Source organism: Roseomonas elaeocarpi, assembly GCF_042433915.1.
Lineage (GTDB): Bacteria > Pseudomonadota > Alphaproteobacteria > Acetobacterales > Acetobacteraceae > Roseomonas > Roseomonas elaeocarpi.
On the sequence record NZ_JBHLUN010000010.1, the window covers coordinates 38,775 to 54,385 of the forward strand.

17 protein-coding genes are annotated in these 15,611 nt (G+C 70.8%); 12 read left to right on the forward strand and 5 right to left on the reverse strand.

The annotated features are described in order from the left end of the window. Window positions 1–73: 73 nt before the first annotated feature. Window positions 74–2,281 (forward strand): excinuclease ABC subunit UvrB, encoded by a 2,208-nt coding sequence (gene uvrB / locus ACFFGY_RS14865; RefSeq protein WP_377045286.1) that lies wholly within the window; start codon window positions 74–76, stop codon window positions 2,279–2,281. A 10-nt stretch (window positions 2,282–2,291) separates the two neighbouring features. On the opposite strand, the gene ACFFGY_RS14870 is transcribed toward uvrB, so the two are convergent. Continuing rightward, window positions 2,292–2,693 (reverse strand): DUF6314 family protein, encoded by a 402-nt coding sequence (locus tag ACFFGY_RS14870; RefSeq protein WP_377045287.1) that lies wholly within the window; start codon window positions 2,691–2,693, stop codon window positions 2,292–2,294. A 145-nt stretch (window positions 2,694–2,838) separates the two neighbouring features. Between ACFFGY_RS14870 and ACFFGY_RS14875 the strand changes: the two genes are divergently transcribed. The 8 genes from ACFFGY_RS14875 (at window position 2,839) to ACFFGY_RS14910 (ending at window position 8,892) form a co-directional block, all read left to right on the forward strand. Beyond that, window positions 2,839–3,267 (forward strand): hypothetical protein, encoded by a 429-nt coding sequence (locus ACFFGY_RS14875; protein ID WP_377045288.1) that lies wholly within the window; start codon window positions 2,839–2,841, stop codon window positions 3,265–3,267. Window positions 3,268–3,327: 60 nt separating this feature from the next. Continuing rightward, window positions 3,328–4,104 carry an SDR family oxidoreductase gene (locus ACFFGY_RS14880; protein WP_377045289.1) on the forward strand — a complete coding sequence of 259 codons (777 nt, stop codon included), beginning with the start codon at window positions 3,328–3,330 and terminating at the stop codon, window positions 4,102–4,104. Further along, the gene (locus ACFFGY_RS14885; RefSeq protein WP_377045290.1) at window positions 4,101–4,511 is read left to right on the forward strand and encodes a dihydroneopterin aldolase; all 411 of its coding nucleotides are present in this window, start codon (window positions 4,101–4,103) and stop codon (window positions 4,509–4,511) included. The genes ACFFGY_RS14880 and ACFFGY_RS14885 overlap by 4 nt, the downstream gene beginning before the upstream one ends. A gap of 322 nt (window positions 4,512–4,833) precedes the next feature. Continuing rightward, window positions 4,834–6,753 carry an excinuclease ABC subunit UvrC gene (uvrC, locus tag ACFFGY_RS14890; RefSeq protein WP_377045291.1) on the forward strand — a complete coding sequence of 640 codons (1,920 nt, stop codon included), beginning with the start codon at window positions 4,834–4,836 and terminating at the stop codon, window positions 6,751–6,753. Between the two features lie 18 nt (window positions 6,754–6,771). Continuing rightward, window positions 6,772–7,380 carry a CDP-diacylglycerol--glycerol-3-phosphate 3-phosphatidyltransferase gene (pgsA, locus tag ACFFGY_RS14895; RefSeq protein WP_377045292.1) on the forward strand — a complete coding sequence of 203 codons (609 nt, stop codon included), beginning with the start codon at window positions 6,772–6,774 and terminating at the stop codon, window positions 7,378–7,380. A gap of 55 nt (window positions 7,381–7,435) precedes the next feature. Continuing rightward, window positions 7,436–8,137, forward strand: a complete 702-nt coding sequence (locus ACFFGY_RS14900) for a hypothetical protein (RefSeq protein WP_377045293.1) — start codon at window positions 7,436–7,438, stop codon at window positions 8,135–8,137. 10 nt (window positions 8,138–8,147) lie between these two features. Next, window positions 8,148–8,399, forward strand: a complete 252-nt coding sequence (moaD, locus tag ACFFGY_RS14905; protein WP_377045294.1) for a molybdopterin converting factor subunit 1 — start codon at window positions 8,148–8,150, stop codon at window positions 8,397–8,399. A gap of 19 nt (window positions 8,400–8,418) precedes the next feature. Continuing rightward, a complete protein-coding gene (locus ACFFGY_RS14910) occupies window positions 8,419–8,892 on the forward strand; it encodes a molybdenum cofactor biosynthesis protein MoaE (RefSeq protein WP_377045295.1) in 474 nt (157 codons plus the stop codon). Window positions 8,893–9,213: 321 nt separating this feature from the next. Here the strand turns inward: ACFFGY_RS14910 and ACFFGY_RS14915 are convergent, their stop codons facing one another. Next, the gene (locus ACFFGY_RS14915) at window positions 9,214–10,113 is read right to left on the reverse strand and encodes a branched-chain amino acid aminotransferase (RefSeq protein ID WP_377045296.1); all 900 of its coding nucleotides are present in this window, start codon (window positions 10,111–10,113) and stop codon (window positions 9,214–9,216) included. A 113-nt stretch (window positions 10,114–10,226) separates the two neighbouring features. Here ACFFGY_RS14915 and ACFFGY_RS14920 point away from each other — a divergent pair, with 113 nt between their 5' ends. The 3 genes from ACFFGY_RS14920 to ACFFGY_RS14930 all read left to right on the forward strand — a co-directional run bounded on the left by ACFFGY_RS14920 (window position 10,227) and on the right by ACFFGY_RS14930 (window position 13,231). Beyond that, window positions 10,227–10,838 carry a MarR family winged helix-turn-helix transcriptional regulator gene (locus ACFFGY_RS14920; RefSeq protein WP_377045297.1) on the forward strand — a complete coding sequence of 204 codons (612 nt, stop codon included), beginning with the start codon at window positions 10,227–10,229 and terminating at the stop codon, window positions 10,836–10,838. Beyond that, window positions 10,835–11,533 carry a response regulator gene (locus ACFFGY_RS14925; RefSeq protein WP_377045298.1) on the forward strand — a complete coding sequence of 233 codons (699 nt, stop codon included), beginning with the start codon at window positions 10,835–10,837 and terminating at the stop codon, window positions 11,531–11,533. Before ACFFGY_RS14920 ends, ACFFGY_RS14925 begins: the two co-directional genes overlap by 4 nt. A 246-nt stretch (window positions 11,534–11,779) precedes the next feature. Continuing rightward, a complete protein-coding gene (locus ACFFGY_RS14930) occupies window positions 11,780–13,231 on the forward strand; it encodes an ATP-binding protein (RefSeq protein ID WP_377045299.1) in 1,452 nt (483 codons plus the stop codon). A gap of 168 nt (window positions 13,232–13,399) precedes the next feature. On the opposite strand, the gene ychF is transcribed toward ACFFGY_RS14930, so the two are convergent. From ychF to pth, 3 genes are all read right to left on the reverse strand, one after another. Next, window positions 13,400–14,494: a redox-regulated ATPase YchF gene (gene ychF / locus ACFFGY_RS14935; protein ID WP_377045300.1), complete on the reverse strand. Its 1,095-nt coding sequence runs from the start codon at window positions 14,492–14,494 to the stop codon at window positions 13,400–13,402. A gap of 144 nt (window positions 14,495–14,638) precedes the next feature. Further along, a complete protein-coding gene (gene arsC / locus ACFFGY_RS14940) occupies window positions 14,639–15,028 on the reverse strand; it encodes an arsenate reductase (glutaredoxin) (protein WP_377045301.1) in 390 nt (129 codons plus the stop codon). Between the two features lie 6 nt (window positions 15,029–15,034). Next, complete coding sequence (gene pth, locus ACFFGY_RS14945; RefSeq protein WP_377045302.1) at window positions 15,035–15,607, reverse strand: aminoacyl-tRNA hydrolase; 573 nt, start codon at window positions 15,605–15,607, stop codon at window positions 15,035–15,037. Window positions 15,608–15,611 lie beyond the last annotated feature (4 nt).

Here is a 15,611-nt window from a genome sequence, read left to right on the forward strand (position 1 = left end):
AACGCGCCACCCCGCCGCCACCGGCGCCGGCCCCCGTGACATCCGGGACCCGCCTCCCCAGATCGAACGCATCATGAACCTGATCACGCCGCCCATGCTGTTCGAGCCGCCGAAGCGGCGTGCCCCGGCCCTGCTCAAGCCGCTGCGGGTCGACAGCCCCTATCAGCCCGCGGGCGACCAGCCGCAGGCGATCACCGACCTCGTGGCCGGCCTCGGGCGCGGGGAACGGGACCAGGTGCTGCTGGGCGTCACGGGCTCGGGCAAGACCTTCACCATGGCCAAGGTGATCGAGACGGCGCAGCGCCCGGCGCTGGTGCTGGCGCCCAACAAGACGCTGGCGGCGCAGCTCTACGGCGAGATGAAGAGCTTCTTCCCCGACAACGCGGTGGAATACTTCGTCTCGTACTACGACTACTACCAGCCGGAAGCCTACGTCCCGCGCACGGACACCTATATCGAGAAGGATTCGGCGATCAACGAGCAGATCGACCGGATGCGCCACTCCGCCACCCAGGCACTGCTGGAGCGCGGCGACGTCATCATCGTGAGCTCCGTGTCCTGCATCTACGGCATCGGCTCGGTGGAAACCTACGGCGCCATGACGGTGCGGCTGGAGGTCGGCGGCCGCATCGACCGCGACACGCTGATCAAGGGGCTGGTGGAGCTGCAGTACCGCCGCAACGACGCGGCCTTCACGCGCGGCACCTTCCGCGTGCGCGGCGAGACGATCGACGTCTGGCCCTCGCATATGGAAGACCGCGGCTGGCGCATCTCCCTCTTCGGGGACGAGATCGACGGCTTGCGCGAGTTCGACCCGCTGACCGGTGAGGTCGCAGGCGAGATGGAGCGCATCGCGATCTACGCGAACTCGCACTACGTCACGCCGCGCCCGACGATGATCCAGGCCATTCGGCAGATCAAAGCGGAACTGCGCGAGCGCCTGGATGAGCTGACCGCCCAGGGCAAGCTGCTGGAAGCGCAGCGGCTGGAACAGCGCACCACCTTCGACATCGAGATGCTGGAGACCACCGGCGTCTGCAAGGGCATCGAGAACTACTCGCGCTACCTGTCGGGCCGCGGCCCCGGCAACCCGCCGCCGACGCTGTTCGAGTACCTGCCGCAGAACGCGCTGCTCATCGTCGATGAGAGCCACGTCACCGTGCCGCAGATCGGCGGCATGTATCGCGGTGACTTCGCGCGCAAGTCGATCCTGGCGGAGCACGGCTTCCGCCTGCCCTCCTGCATGGACAACCGCCCCCTCAAGTTCGAGGAGTGGGACAGCTTCCGCCCCGAAACCGTGTTCGTTTCCGCGACGCCCGGGCCGTGGGAGATGGAGCGCACCGGTGGTTCCTTCGCCGAACAGGTGATCCGCCCCACCGGGCTGATCGACCCGCCCTGCGAGATCCGCCCCGTGGAAGGCCAGGTGGACGACCTCCTCGCCGAGTGCCGCCTGGCGCGCGAGGCCGGCGGCCGCGTGCTGGTCACCACGCTGACCAAGCGCATGGCCGAGGACCTGACGGAATACATGACCGAGGTCGGGCTGCGCGTCCGCTACCTCCATTCCGACGTGGACACGCTGGAGCGCATCGAGATCATCCGCGACCTGCGCAAAGGCGTGTTCGAGGTGCTGATCGGCATTAACCTCCTGCGCGAGGGCCTGGACATTCCCGAGTGTTCGCTGGTGGCGATCCTGGATGCCGACAAGGAGGGCTTCCTGCGCTCCACCACCTCGCTGATCCAGACCATCGGCCGCGCCGCGCGCAACAGCGAGGGTCGCGTGATCCTTTACGCCGACCGCATGACCAACAGCTTGACCAACGCGCTGGGCGAAACGGAGCGGCGCCGTGCCAAGCAGATGGCCTATAACACCGAGCACGGCATCACGCCGCAGACCATCCGGCGCGACATCTCCGACGTGCTGCAGTCGGTCTACGAGCAGGACTACGTCACCGTGGACGCGGTGGAAGGCGCCGACACGGCGGAGTTCGTGGGCAAGGACCTGCGCTCCTCGATCGCCGAGCTCGAGAAGCGGATGCGCGCCGCCGCCGCCGACCTGGAGTTCGAGACCGCCGCCCGGATGCGCGACGAGATCAAGCGGCTGGAGGCGATGGAGCTCGGCCTCGACGCGCCGCCGCCCTCTGGGCGAGAGGTGCGGGCGGGTGGCGGCAAGCAGGCCTGGAAGCCGACGCCGCTGGGCTCCGGCGGTGGCGGCTACGACCCCAAGGACAACAAGAAGGGCAGCGGCCGTTCCCGCGGCCGGCGGAGCGGCAGCAACCGCTGAGGCCGGCGGCTCAGGGCAGCAGCCGCCGGTACAGGGTCAGGCTGCGGTAGCGCTTGCGCGGACCCTGGACGCGCCAGCTCTCCGCCCAGCAGCCGGCGTCGCGTCGCAGGAAGCGGCCAAGATAGGTGTCCTCGCCGCAGCGGTGCTGGATGGCGCCGCCGTGGTCGAGGTCCAGACTGAAGAACGGCGTGCCGTCCTCGTGCAGGACGAGCAGGACAGCCTGCCGCCGGAGCAGCTGGTAGCTGCGCGTGGCAGCCATCGTGCTGCCGTTCGCCCGCATCACCCCGGTTTCCCGGAACTGGGTCGGGGTGATGTGCGCCTGCCCCTCGAAGACGTAGTGGCTGCGGGCGCGGTGGTCCACGATCCTGCGCCGGACCAGCCAGTCTCCATGGAGATCCCCGGTCCAGGCCAAGCCTTGTTCCCCCGCTGCGGCACGCCGCACGGCGCGGCGGCGGAGCCTGTTGCCCCGGTACGTCGGATACGCGCGTGAGCGACCGTGGCAACCCCGCATCCGAAGCCGGCGTTGCCCCGGCAACAATGTTAAAGGACGCCGCGCCATGCAGCAGACCATCTCCATCCAGTGCTCCGCCGATCAGGCCTTCGGGTTCCTGAGCGATCCGGCCAACCTGCCCCACTGGGTGCCGCAGCTGCGACGCGACGATGCCGACATTCCCGAGGACGGTCTGGAGGCCGATGCCCAATCCCGCACGGTGCGCTGGAGCTTCGAGCCGGCCGGCGAGTGGCAGGTGTCCGGCGACAAGAAGACGACGACGCTGCGCCTGACGCTGCACCGCGACACGGCGCAGCCCTCCGACCCGACCGAGGACGAGACGCCCGAGGAAGCCGCTGCCCATGGGGCCGAGGCCGCGCTGCAAAGCGTCAAGTCGCACCTGGAAGGCGTCGACGGCGGTGACCCGGGCGACCTGAGCCACGATGCGCCCAGCCGCCTTTACGGCCACAGCGCCACCCAGGACCCCGATATCTGAGCTGCCAGCCCCGCCACCCCGGGTGACGGGGCCGGTCCCGGCGGCTAGGATGTTCCGGAGATGTTCGAGATCGAGCCCGAAATCCCCCGCACGGCCCTGGTCACCGGCGCCGCCAAGCGGCTCGGCCGCGCCATGGCGCTGAGCCTGGCCGAGGCCGGCTTCGACGTCGCCGTCCACTACGGGCACAGCGCCGACGAGGCGGCCGACACGGTGCGGGAGATCGAGGCGCGTGGCCGCCGGGCCGTGGCGCTGCGGGCCGACCTGGCGCATGAGGCCGAGGTCGCGACGCTGCTGCCGCGCGCGGAGGCGGCCCTTGGCCCGGTCGGCGTGCTGGTGAACAGCGCCTCCACTTTTGAGCGCGACGAGTGGGACGGCGTGACGCGCGACAGCTGGGATGGGCACCTGGAGCCGAACCTGCGCGCCCCCTTCGTGCTGACCCAGACCCTGGCGCGGGCGCTGCCGGCCGGGGCGCGCGGCGTCGTGGTCAACATGCTGGACCAGCGCGTTTGGTCCCCCACGCCGCACTTCACCTCCTACAGCCTGAGCAAGGCCGGCCTCTGGTGGCTGACACAGAGCCTCGCCCTGGCGCTGGCGCCGCGCGTGCGGGTGGTGGGCATCGGCCCCGGCCCCGCCATGCCCAGCGCCCGGCAGAGCGCCGAACAGTTCGCCGCCCAGTGCGAATCCGTGCCACTGGGCCGCGGCACCTCGCCGGAGGAGATCGGGCGGGCGCTGCTGACGCTGCTGGCGCTGCCTTCCTTCACCGGGCAGATGCTGGCGCTCGACGGCGGGCAACACCTGCAATGGTCGCCGGCACGCGGCGGAGCGCCCGAGGAATGACCGCCGCCCCACCGCTCCACCCCGATGCGGCACGCGGGCTGCGCCGGGTCTTCGTGCGCGGGCTCGAGGTCCAGGCCAGCATCGGCGTGCTGGAGCACGAGCACCGCGAGCGTCAGCGCGTGGTGATCCATATCGAGCTGCTGGTGGAGGACGACGCGGCCCCCCACGGCGTCGGTGAGGACCGTTTCGCCCGGGTGGTGGACTACGGCCGGGTCACGGAGCGCGCGCGCCAGGCGGCGCTGGCCGGGCATACAAGGCTGGCGGAAACCCTGGCCGAGCGGATCGCCGTCCTATCGCTCGAGGACCCACGCGTGGTGGCGGCGCAGGTCACCGTGGAGAAGCCCGACGTGCTCACCGAAGCGGCAGCCGTGGGCGTCACCGTGGAGCGGCTGAGACCTGCTCGCTAATGTGATGATTCTGTTACTCAACCCTGCCCGATATCGGGAAGCGGCGTTGCGGCACATCTCGTCCCCAAGCGGGGTGACTCAGCGCGGTCAAGCGGAACTTCGTGAGAACACGCACGAGGAAGAAAGGCCGCAAATTTGTTTAGTGAGTGAAAACAATTCTTTAGCCTGATGCACAGAGAAGAGGCAGCGGGCTGTAAGCAAGGCGTGACGTGGCTTTTCCGGGGTTTGCCGCCACTTCATCCACGGGGTTATCCACAGCTTCCGGGGATAACCCATATCAGCCTCCAGGCACCCCCCATCACCCAAGGATCATGGAGGCAGCATGGCCTTCGCCCATGAGGAAGCCGCCCCTCTGCCCTCCGCCGAGGGTCGCGAGGTCATCGAGAAGGCGCTGGCCACCCTGCCGATGTCGCCCGGCGTGTACCGGATGCTCGATGCCAAGGGCGACGCGCTCTACGTCGGCAAGGCCCGGCAGCTGCGCAAGCGCGTCTACAACTACACCCAGGTCAACCGGCTTCCGGACCGGCTGAAGCGCATGGTCTTCGAGACGCGCTCGCTGGAGGTGATCACCACCGCCTCGGAGGCCGAGGCGCTGCTGCTCGAAGCCAACCTGATCAAGAAGCTGCGGCCGCGCTTCAACATCGTGTTGCGTGACGACAAGTCCTATCCCTGGCTGGTGATCACCGAGGACCAGCCCTACCCGCAGATCACCAAGCACCGGGGCGAGCGGCGCAAGGGCGCCTCCTACTGGGGGCCCTTCGCCTCGGCCTGGGCGGTGAACCAGACGCTGACGGCGCTGCAGCGGGTCTTCCTGCTGCGCTCCTGCCGCGACAGCGTGTTCAACACCCGCGACCGGCCCTGCCTGCTGCACCAGATCCGCCGCTGCTCGGCCCCCTGCGTGGACCGGATCAGCCAGGAGGACTACGGCGACCTCGTCCGGCAGGCGAAGCAGTTCCTCAGCGGCGAAACCCCCTCGATCCAGCGCAAGCTGGCGCGCGAGATGGAGGAAGCGGCCGAGGCACTGGAGTTCGAGCGCGCTGCCGCCATCCGGGATCGCATCCGCGGCCTGACCCACGTTCAGGGGCGCGACCGCATCAACATGGAAGGCGTCGGCGACGCCGACGTGGTGGCCGTCCACCAGGCGGCCGGCCAGTGCTGCGTGCAGGTCTTTTTCTTCCGCGGCGGCCGCAACAACGGCAACCGCGCCTTCTTTCCCTCGCACGCCCGGCAGGACATCCCACCCGAGGAGGTGCTGGAAAGCTTCCTGGCCCAGCTCTACGACGACCTGCCGCCGCCGCCGCTGGTGCTGATCAGCCACGACCTGCCCGAGGCCGCGCTGCTGGCCGAGGCGCTGACGCTGAAGGCCCAGGCGCTGGGGTCCAGCCGCCGGGTCGAGGTCCACGCCCCCAAGCGCGGCGACAAGCGCGCGGCGGTGGAGCACGCCGCCACCAACGCGCGCGAGGCGCTGGAGCGCAAGCTGGCCGAGGGCGCGACCCAGGCGGTGCTGCTGGAAGGCGTGGCCTCGGTCTTCGACCTGCCCGCCGTGCCGGAACGGATCGAGATCTACGACAACAGCCACATCCAGGGCACCAACGCCTACGGCGTGATGGTGGTGGCGGGGCCGGGCGGCTTCATCAAGCCGGCCTACCGCAAGTACTCGATCAAGGGCCCGATCACGCCCGGCGACGACTTCGCCATGATGCGCGAGGTCTTCGAGCGCCGCTTCGGCCGCGCGCTGAAGGAAGACCCGGAGCGCGAGGACGGCGGCTGGCCGGACCTGGTGCTGATCGACGGCGGCCTGGGCCAGCTCAACGCCGCGCGGGAGATCCTGGCGGAGATGGGCGTCCACGACATCCCGCTGGTGGCGGTAGCCAAGGGGCCGGACCGCGACGCGGGCCGCGAATGGTTCCACCGCCCCGGCCTCGACCCGATCCAGCTGCCGCCGCGCGACCCGGTGCTGTATTACCTCCAGCGCCTGCGCGACGAGGCGCACCGCTTCGCCATCACCACCCACCGCGCCGGCCGCTCCAAGTCGCTGGTCCGGTCGGAACTGGACGAGATCCCCGGCGTCGGCACCGCCATCAAGCGCCGGCTGCTCAACCATTTCGGCTCCTCGCGCGGGGTGCGCAACGCCGGGCTGGAGGATCTGGAGAACTCGCCCGGCATCGGGCCGTCCATGGCACGCCGGATCTACGAGCACTTCCATCCCGGCGTGGTGGCGTCGCGCGGAGGAGCGGGCTAGAACGGCACGCGAAGCGCCATGCCGACAGATCTGCCCAACCTTCTGACGATGTCGCGCATCGCGGCCGTCCCCGTCCTGGTGCTGCTCGCCTTTACCGGCGGCGGCTGGGGGGACTTCGCGGCCAGCATGCTCTTCGCCGCGGCCGCGATCACCGACTACTTCGACGGCAAGATCGCGCGCGATCGGCAGATGACCTCCGCCTTCGGGCGGATGCTCGACCCGATCGCCGACAAGCTGCTGGTGGGCGCCGCGCTGATGCTGCTGGCCGGCCTCGGGCGGCTCAGCCTCCTGGGCCTGCTGCCCGCCATCGTGATCCTGCTGCGCGAGATCCTGGTGTCGGGCCTGCGCGAGTACCTGGCCAGCCTGCGGGTCAGCATGCCGGTCACCAACCTCGCGAAGTGGAAGACCGGCTTTCAGATGGGGGCGCTGGGCGTGCTGCTGGCCGGCGACTCCGCCGGTGCCGTGCTGGGGATCCCCTGGGCGCGGCTCTCGCTGCTGGGTGAAATCGGCCTCTGGGTCGCGGCGGGCCTCACCCTCATCACCGGTTGGGACTACATGCAGGCGGGGCTGCGTCATGCCGGGGCACAGGATGCCCAGGCCGTCGGAACGGCGCGCAGCCGATCTTGAGGGCTTACTGACACCGGTGCATGTTGCGCCGCAAAGAGTTTTGGGGAAGTCGGATATGCGCCACGGTTCGGTCGCCAAACAGGGCGGTGCCTCGCTGCTCCTGCTGCTGGCGCTGGCGGGTTGCTCGAATGGCCTGATCGCGCCCTTTGGCCGCAAGCAGGCCCTCGTTGCCCCGGACAGCATCACGGCGGCCCGCATCGCCGGGCAGGACGTGGACGTGGATGTGCTGCAGCCCGAGGCCGGCAATGTCTGGCCCGACGAGGAGCCGGTCCGCACGACGCTGATGAACCCCGATTCCCCCGGCATGCGGGAAAACGTGACCACGCCGGCGCTGGATCGCGCGGCGCGCGAACGCGGCCCCTCGCCGCAGCCGCGCCTGCCCTATACCGACGAGCGCGGCCCGGCCGTTCCGCCGGAACAGGCACCCAACCCGCGCGCGCCCGCGCCGGGCACGCGCCGGCCCGGCGGCTATCCGGGCAGCAGCGGCTACGTCGCGCCGCTGCCGCGTGACCCGGCGCCCACGCCCACGCCCGACCCGCTCGCCCAGCAGCCGGTGTCGCCGCCCGAGCCGCGCGTCGATGGGCGCGTGATCCCGGTTCCGGGCGGGGCGCCGGCCACCACCACCGGCGGCACCCGCAACTACCAGACCTATACCCAGCCCGGCGGCGGCTCCGGCATCGCGGTGCCGGACGGGGCCGGCAGCACCACGCTGCTCACCCCCGGCACCAGCCCGCAGATCGTGCCGGCGCCGCGTTGAGCAACCGCTGATGCGCGTCCTCTACTTCGCCTGGCTGCGGCAACGCACCGGCACCGGGCAGGAGGACGTCTCACCCCCGCCTGAGGTGGCGACGGTGGGCGCGCTGATGCGGTGGCTGGCCGGACGCTCCGCCGGCCATGCCGCGGCCTTTGCCGAGCCGCGCCAGGTCCGCGCCGCCGTCAACCAGGCCTTCTGCGGCCCCGAGGCCCCGATCGCCCCGGGGGACGAGGTCGCTTTCTTTCCGCCGGTCACCGGCGGCTGACGCCGGGGAACGGTCGCGCATGACGGAGCAGTTGCCGCCTCCCCTCCCCGGCCACGTCACCGTGACGGAAGCGGATTTCGACCTCGCGGCCGAGAGCGCGGCGCTGACCGGCGGGCGTGAGGACGTGGGCGGCCTCGCCTCCTTCGTCGGCCTGTGCCGGGGCGGCGACGGGCTGCAGGCGCTGGTGCTGGAACACTACCCCGGCATGACCGAGCGCTCGCTGGGCGCGATCCGCGACGAGGCCGCGCGCCGCTGGCCGCTGCTGGGCTGCACGCTGATCCACCGCTACGGCCGGATCCGGCCGGGCGAGAACATCGTACTGGTTCTCACCGTCAGTGCCCACCGCGTGGCGGCGCTGGAAGCCTGCGCCTTCCTGATCGACTGGTTGAAAACCGGGGCGCCTTTCTGGAAGAGCGAGGAATTCGCCGACGGCACGATCCGCTGGGTGGAGGCGAAGGCCACCGACGACGCCCTGGCGGATCGCTGGCGATAAGGGTTGCGGCGGGGGAGAGAAGGAATTCTCTCCCCCGGACCCCCACTCATCTTTTTTCGGGACGCTGCCGCGGAAAGGTTAAAGGTGGGCCGCGGTACGGCAGCCGCCGGCGCTGCTGGAAACGAAAAAAGGCTTCCTGCCAGCTCTGGCTGGAAATGGCCCTCGCTCCGGCTCGATGAGCCGGAGCGCACACCACCGGCCACGCTCCTGCGGCAGTGTCTGGGAAAAAAGATGAGGGCGGAGGGGTTCGGGGAGGGGGAGAATTCCTTCTCCCCCTCCCCGGAGCAACGGCAGCCACCCGTGTGACGGGCGGCCGGACCTTCAGGCCGCCAGGCGACGGACCTCGTCGGGGCCCATGCGCACCAGCTTCTCGTAGTCGCCGAGCAGCGTTTCGGTGATCTGGCCCGGGGTATAGGTGTGCTCGCCGATGGCGCGCACCGGCGTCACCTCGGCGGCGGTGCCGGCCAGGAAGACCTCGGTGGCGCGGCCCAGTTCCTCGGCCTTGATGGTGCGCTCGACCACCTTCATCTGGCGGTTCTGCGCCAGGCGCATCACGGTGCGGCGGGTGATGCCGTCGAGGAAGCAGACCGGGGTCGGCGTGTGCACCTCGCCGTCGAACACGAAGAAGGCGTTGGCGCCGGTCGCCTCGGCCACGTCGCCCTTGTAGTCGAGCATCATGGCGTCGTCGAAGCCCTGCGCCTCGGCGTCGTGCTTGCTCAGCGTGCCGATCATGTAGAGGCCGGCCGCCTTGGAGGCGGTGGGCGCCGTATCGGGCGCGGGGCGGCGCCACTTGGCCATGCCGAGGCGGACGCCCTTCATGCGGTTGTCGCCGAACAGGTTCGGCCAGCCCCAGCACGCGATGGCGAGGTGGATCTTGGTGTGCTGCGCCGACACGGCCAGCATCTCGGAGCCGCGCCAGGCGATCGGGCGGACATAGGCGTCGGTGTGGCCGTTGCGCCGCACCGTTTCGATGCAGGCGGCGTCGATCTCGTCCGCGGTCCAGGGAATGTCGAAGCCCAGCAGCTTGCCGGACTGGATCAGCCGGTCGGTGTGCTCGCGCAGCTTGAAGATGTTGCCGGCGTAGCAGCGCTCGCCCTCGAAGACGCCCGAGGCATAGTGCAGCCCGTGCGTCAGCACGTGGAGCTTCGCGTCGCGCCAGCTGACGAACTCACCGTCCATCCAGATCCAGCCGTCACGGTCATCGAAGGGGATCAGCGCCATCTTCTGATACTTTCTATCGGGTTGAAGCAATAATATTTCTTGTACGGCCGGAAGCTAGACCCGTTGATTGTTTTGTGTCAATGAAGCTGACCCAACAAGGAGTCATGCCGGCCATGCCCGACGTGCCCCCCCACCCGGCTCTCCGCGCCGGCTTCTCCCGCGCTGCCGAGCCCTCGGCGATCGCCGCCGGGCGCGAGCACCTGTTCCTGCGGGAGGAGGAGCTGCGCCTCGCCCAGGACCTGATGTTCTTCGGCTATCGCGACTTCACCGCCGGCGCCGACTGCATCCTGGACGAGCTCGGCATGGGCCGGGCACATCACCGGGTGCTGCACTTCGTCGGACGCCGCCCCGGCCTGACGGTGGGAACCCTGCTGACGATCCTGGGCATCACCAAGCAGTCGCTCGGCCGGGTGCTGACGCCGATGATCGAGGGTGGCTACATCACCCAGGCCACCGGCCGCACCGACCGGCGGCAGCGGCTGCTGACCCTCACCGAGGCGGGCCAGGCGCTGGAGCGCCGGCTGTTCGAGCGGCAGCGCGAAACCGTGGTGCGCGCTTATCGCGAGGCCGGACCGGCGGCGGTGGACGGCTTCCGGCGGGTGATGCGGGGCATGATGACGCCGCAGGGGCAGGAGATGCTCGATGCCCTGTCCGGCGATCCGACCAAGCCCGCCCGTCCCGCTGCCGGCCGCACCCTGCCCAACGGACTCGGCCCCCTCCGATGAGCGAGCAGCCCCACCTCCTCGTGGTGGATGACGATCCGCGCCTGCGCAGCCTCCTGCAGCGCTTCCTGGCCGACCAGGGTTTCCGGGTCTCGGTGGCGGGTGACGCGGCGGCGGCACGGCAGGCGCTGGGCAGCATGACCTTCGACCTGCTGGTGCTCGACGTGATGATGCCGGGCGAGACCGGTCTGTCGCTGGTGGAATCGCTGCGCCGGCAGGGGCAGGAGGTGCCGGTGCTGATGCTCACCGCCGCGGGCTCGCCCGATGACCGCGTGGCGGGCTTCGAGCACGGGGCCGACGACTACCTGGCCAAGCCCTTCGACCCGCGCGAGCTGGCGCAGCGGGTGCGCGCCATCCTGCGGCGCGCCACCGCCGCCCCGCCCGCCACCCCCGTGGCGGCGCCGGTGCAGCTGGGCAGCCGCTGGTTCGATCCCGAGCGCGGGGAGCTGCGCGGCGCCGACGGCACCCAGCGCCTGACCGGCGGCGAGGCGGCGCTGCTGTCGGCGCTGGCCGTCCGCGCCGGCGAGGTGCTGTCGCGCGAGGACATCGCGGTGGCGCTGGGTACGCCCGACGCCGGCGAGCGCGCGGTGGACGTGCAGGTCACGCGCCTGCGCCGCAAGATTGAGCCCGACCCGCGCGAGCCGCGCTTCTTGCAGACGGTGCGTCACCGCGGCTACGTGCTGCGCCCCGGGGCCTGAACCCCACGCTCCGGCGCTGGCTGCGGGACGCGCAGGCGTTGCGACGGCGGCGCGCGGCCGGAACAGCCTCCGCGGGTCGCCCTGACCGGGGCGGCTGCGGAAGCAGCAGCCGGCGACGGCACGGATGAGCCTGCCAGGACACGCGACCCCACGGCCGGTCACGGCAAGACCGGACATACCGGGACCGGCTACAACGGCACCGGCCATAACAGGACCGGGCACGCACCGGACCGGCGGAGACACTGCATGAGCGACCGCACCACCGGCTTCGGTCTGCCCGCCGACCTCGCGGAGGAAGCGGAAAGCACCGCCGCCCGCACCGCCGCCCGCAGGCGTCGTTCCCGGCGCGGCCCCTTACGCCGCTGGCTGCACGCGATCGTGCCGCGCGGGCTGCTGGGGCGCGCGCTGCTGATCATCCTGGTGCCGCTGCTGGTGCTCCAGGGCATCGCGCTGCAGCTCTTCTACGGCAACCACCTGGGCGTCATCTCGCGCCGTCTCGCGGCCGGCATGGCGGGCGAGATCGGCATGGTGGTGGAGATGATCCAGCACTCGCCACCGGGCGCCGACCGCGGCTGGATCTTTCGCGAGGCTGCCTGGCGCCTCGACCTCAGCATGGCCTTCGAGCCGGGCGCGGTGCTCTCGGCGCGAGACCAGCCGCGCGCCGCCTCGCTGCCGCTGCTGCCGCTGGAGGAGGACCTAGAACAGGCACTGCGGGAACGGCTGCTGCTGCGCTTCGATGCCGACTGGCAGAGCGACCCCCGCAGCGTGATCGTGCGCGTGCAACTGCCCGACGGCATCCTTCACGTCGAGGCGCCGCGCAAGCGCCTTTTCACCGGCACGCTCTACCTGTTCGTGATCTGGCTGGTGGGTGCCTCGGCGCTGCTCTTCGTCGTCGCGGCGCTGTTCATGAAGAACCAGGTGCGGGCGCTGCGGCGCCTGGCCGTCGCTGTGGAAAGCTTCGGGCTGGGGCGTGACCACGGGCCGGTGAAGCCCGAGGGCGCGGCCGAGGTCCGTCGCGCCGCCACTGCCTTCAACCGCATGCACGCGCGCATCCGTCGCTTCGTGACGCAGCGCACCGACATGCTGGCCGGCATCAGCCACGACCTGCGTACCCCCCTCACCCGGATGCGTCTGGCGCTGGCCATGCTGCCCTCGGCCATCGGGCCGGAAGGCGCCGCCGCGGCGGAGCAGGACCTGGCGGAGCTCAACACCGACGTGGCCGAGATGGAGCGGATGGTGGCCGGCTACCTGGCCTTCGCGCGCGGCGAGGTCGAGGGCAAAACGGCGCCGGCCGATATGGTGGCGCTGGTGGAGCAGGTGGCGGCGCAGGCACGCCGCGAAGGGGCCGCGATCGCGCTACGCACGCCGCCGGCGCTGATCTGGCCGGTGCGGCAGGACGCGCTGCGCCGCTGCGTCGCCAACCTCGTGGACAATGCCCGCAAGCACGCCGGCCGGATCACGCTGACGGTGGAACAGGCCGACGAGCGCTGGGCGCAGGTGATCGTGGACGACGACGGCCCCGGCATCCGGGCCGAGGCGCGCGAAGAGGCCTTCAAGCCCTTCGCGACCCTGTCGGACGGCGGCACCGGCCTCGGACTTGCCATCGCCCGGGACATCGCCCGCGCGCATGGCGGCGACGTGATGCTGGAGGACAGCCCGCTCGGCGGGTTGCGCGCCCGGGTTCGCCTGCCGGCCTGAACAGGCGCGAGGTCGGCGCGGCCGCCGGCGCGGGGGAGGCCGGGCGGGAAACCGCATGGCGGGCGGCGAAACCCGGCGCGCAGCGCCGGGGTGTTGGCGACGGGAACCGTGGCTTCGCGCGCGGGCGACAGACATCGCGGAGGAAGCGCAGCCTCCTCCGCGCGGGCCTCAGACGTTGAAGCGGAACAGCAGGACGTCGCCGTCCTTGACCACGTATTCCTTGCCCTCGACGCGCATCTTGCCGGCTTCCTTGGCCCCCTGCTCGCCGCCCAGCGCCACGTAGTCCTCGTAGGCGATGGTTTCGCAGGCGATGAAGCCGCGCTCGAAGTCGTTGTGGATCACGGCCGCGGCCTGCGGCGCCTTGGTGCCCTTGGTGATGGTCCAGGCGCGAGCCTCCTTCGGCCCGCAGGTGAAGTAGGTGGCCAGGCCCAGCAGCGCGTAGCCGGCGCGGATGATGCGATCGAGTCCGCTGTCTTCCAGCCCCAAGCTGCCGAGGAACTCGGCGCGGTCGTCGGCGGCCATCTGGCTGATCTCAGCCTCGATCGCGGCGGACACGACTACGGCCTTCGCTCCCTCGGCCGCGGCGCGCTCGAAGACACGGGCGCTGAAGCTGTTGCCCTCGGCGGCCGAGGCTTCCTCGACGTTGCAGACGTAGAGAACGGGCTTGGTGGTCATCAGCCCGAGGCGCGAGGCCGCCGCTTCCTCACCCTTGGGGATGGCGGTGCGGGCAGGCTTGCCCTCGGTGAGGGCCGCGATGATCGGCTCCACCAGCGCTACGAAGGCCGCACTTTCCTTGTCGCCGTTCTTCGCCTTCTTCTGCGCGGCCGGCAGGCGCTTTTCCAGGCTGTCGAGGTCGGCCAGCATCAGCTCGGTCTCAACCGTTTCGGCATCGCGGATCGGGTCCACGCTGCCCTCGACATGGGTGATGTCGCCGTCCTCGAAGCAGCGCAGGACGTGGACGATGGCGTCCACCTCGCGGATATTGGCCAGGAACTGGTTGCCCAGCCCCTCTCCGCGCGACGCACCACGGACGAGGCCCGCGATGTCCACGAATTCCAGGCTGGTGGGCACGATCTTCTGCGACTTGCCCACGCGCGCGAGCTCATCCAGGCGGCGGTCCGGCACGGCGACGCGGCCCACATTCGGCTCGATGGTGCAGAAGGGATAGTTCGCCGCCTGCGCCGCGGCGGTCTGCGTCAGGGCGTTGAACAGGGTGGACTTGCCGACATTGGGCAGGCCGACGATGCCGCAGTTGAAACCCATGGTGGCTCTTTCTCGGTCGGGGCGGCACCGGGGGCGCAGCGCCGCAGCGGGGATGGGCGGGGCGAACCCGCGAATTGCGGCCCGCCATACGCTGCGGGCACGGTGAAGGCCAGAGGAGCGAAGGCCGGCCCGCGAGGGCGGCGATCAGCCCCGGATCACGGCGCCCGGCACGATCTCGGACACCAGCTCCGGCGGGCGGCACAGCCGGGCGCCGCCGGGCGCCAGCACCACGGGGCGCTCGATCAGCTCCGGCTCCTCCACGATGGCGTCCAGGAGGTCGCCCTCGCTCAGCTGCGGGGTATCGAGCTCCAGCCGGGCGTAGGCCGGCGCCTTGCGGCGGAGCAGGTCGCGCACCTTGATGTTCATGCGGCGGCAGGCGGCGCGGATTTCGTCGCGCGACGGCGGGTCGCGCAGGTATTCCACCACCACCGGCTCGACGCCCGCCCCGCGGATCGCGGCCAGGACCTTGCGCGAGGTGGCGCAGGCGGGGTTGTGCCAGATGGTGACGTTGCTGGTGCGGTCGGCAGTGGTCATCGGGGGTCAGCTTTCCTGCGTCAGGAGGGCGACGCGGCTCATGAACTCCTCCGGCTTCGCGGAGATCAGCAGCGGCGCGGCGTCGGCCACGGCGTCGAGCAGGGGCGAAACCCAGGTGTCCACCTTGGCGAAGTCGCCCAGGACGTGGCCGTGGACGCGGTCCTTGTGGCCGGGATGGCCGATGCCCAACCGCACCCGCCAGAACTCCGGCGAGCCGAAGGCGCGCTGCATGTCGCGCAACCCGTTATGGCCCGCGGCACCCCCGCCCTTCTTCACGCGCACCTTGCCGGGCGCGAGGTCGAGCTCATCATGGAAGGCCCAGACGCCGTCGGGCGGGATCTTGTGGAAGGCGGCCGCCGGCTGCACCGAGGAACCGCTGTCGTTCATGTAAGTCTGGGGCTTCAGGAGCGTGACGCGCTGGCCGCCGAGGCTGCCCTCGCTGATCTCGCCCTTGAAGCGGTTCCGCCACGGTCCGAAGCCGTGGCGGCGCGCGATGGCGTCGAGTGCCATGAAGCCGATGTTATGGCGCTGCCGCGCATGTTCCCGGCCAGGATTGCCCAGGCCCACCCACAGCAGCACCAGC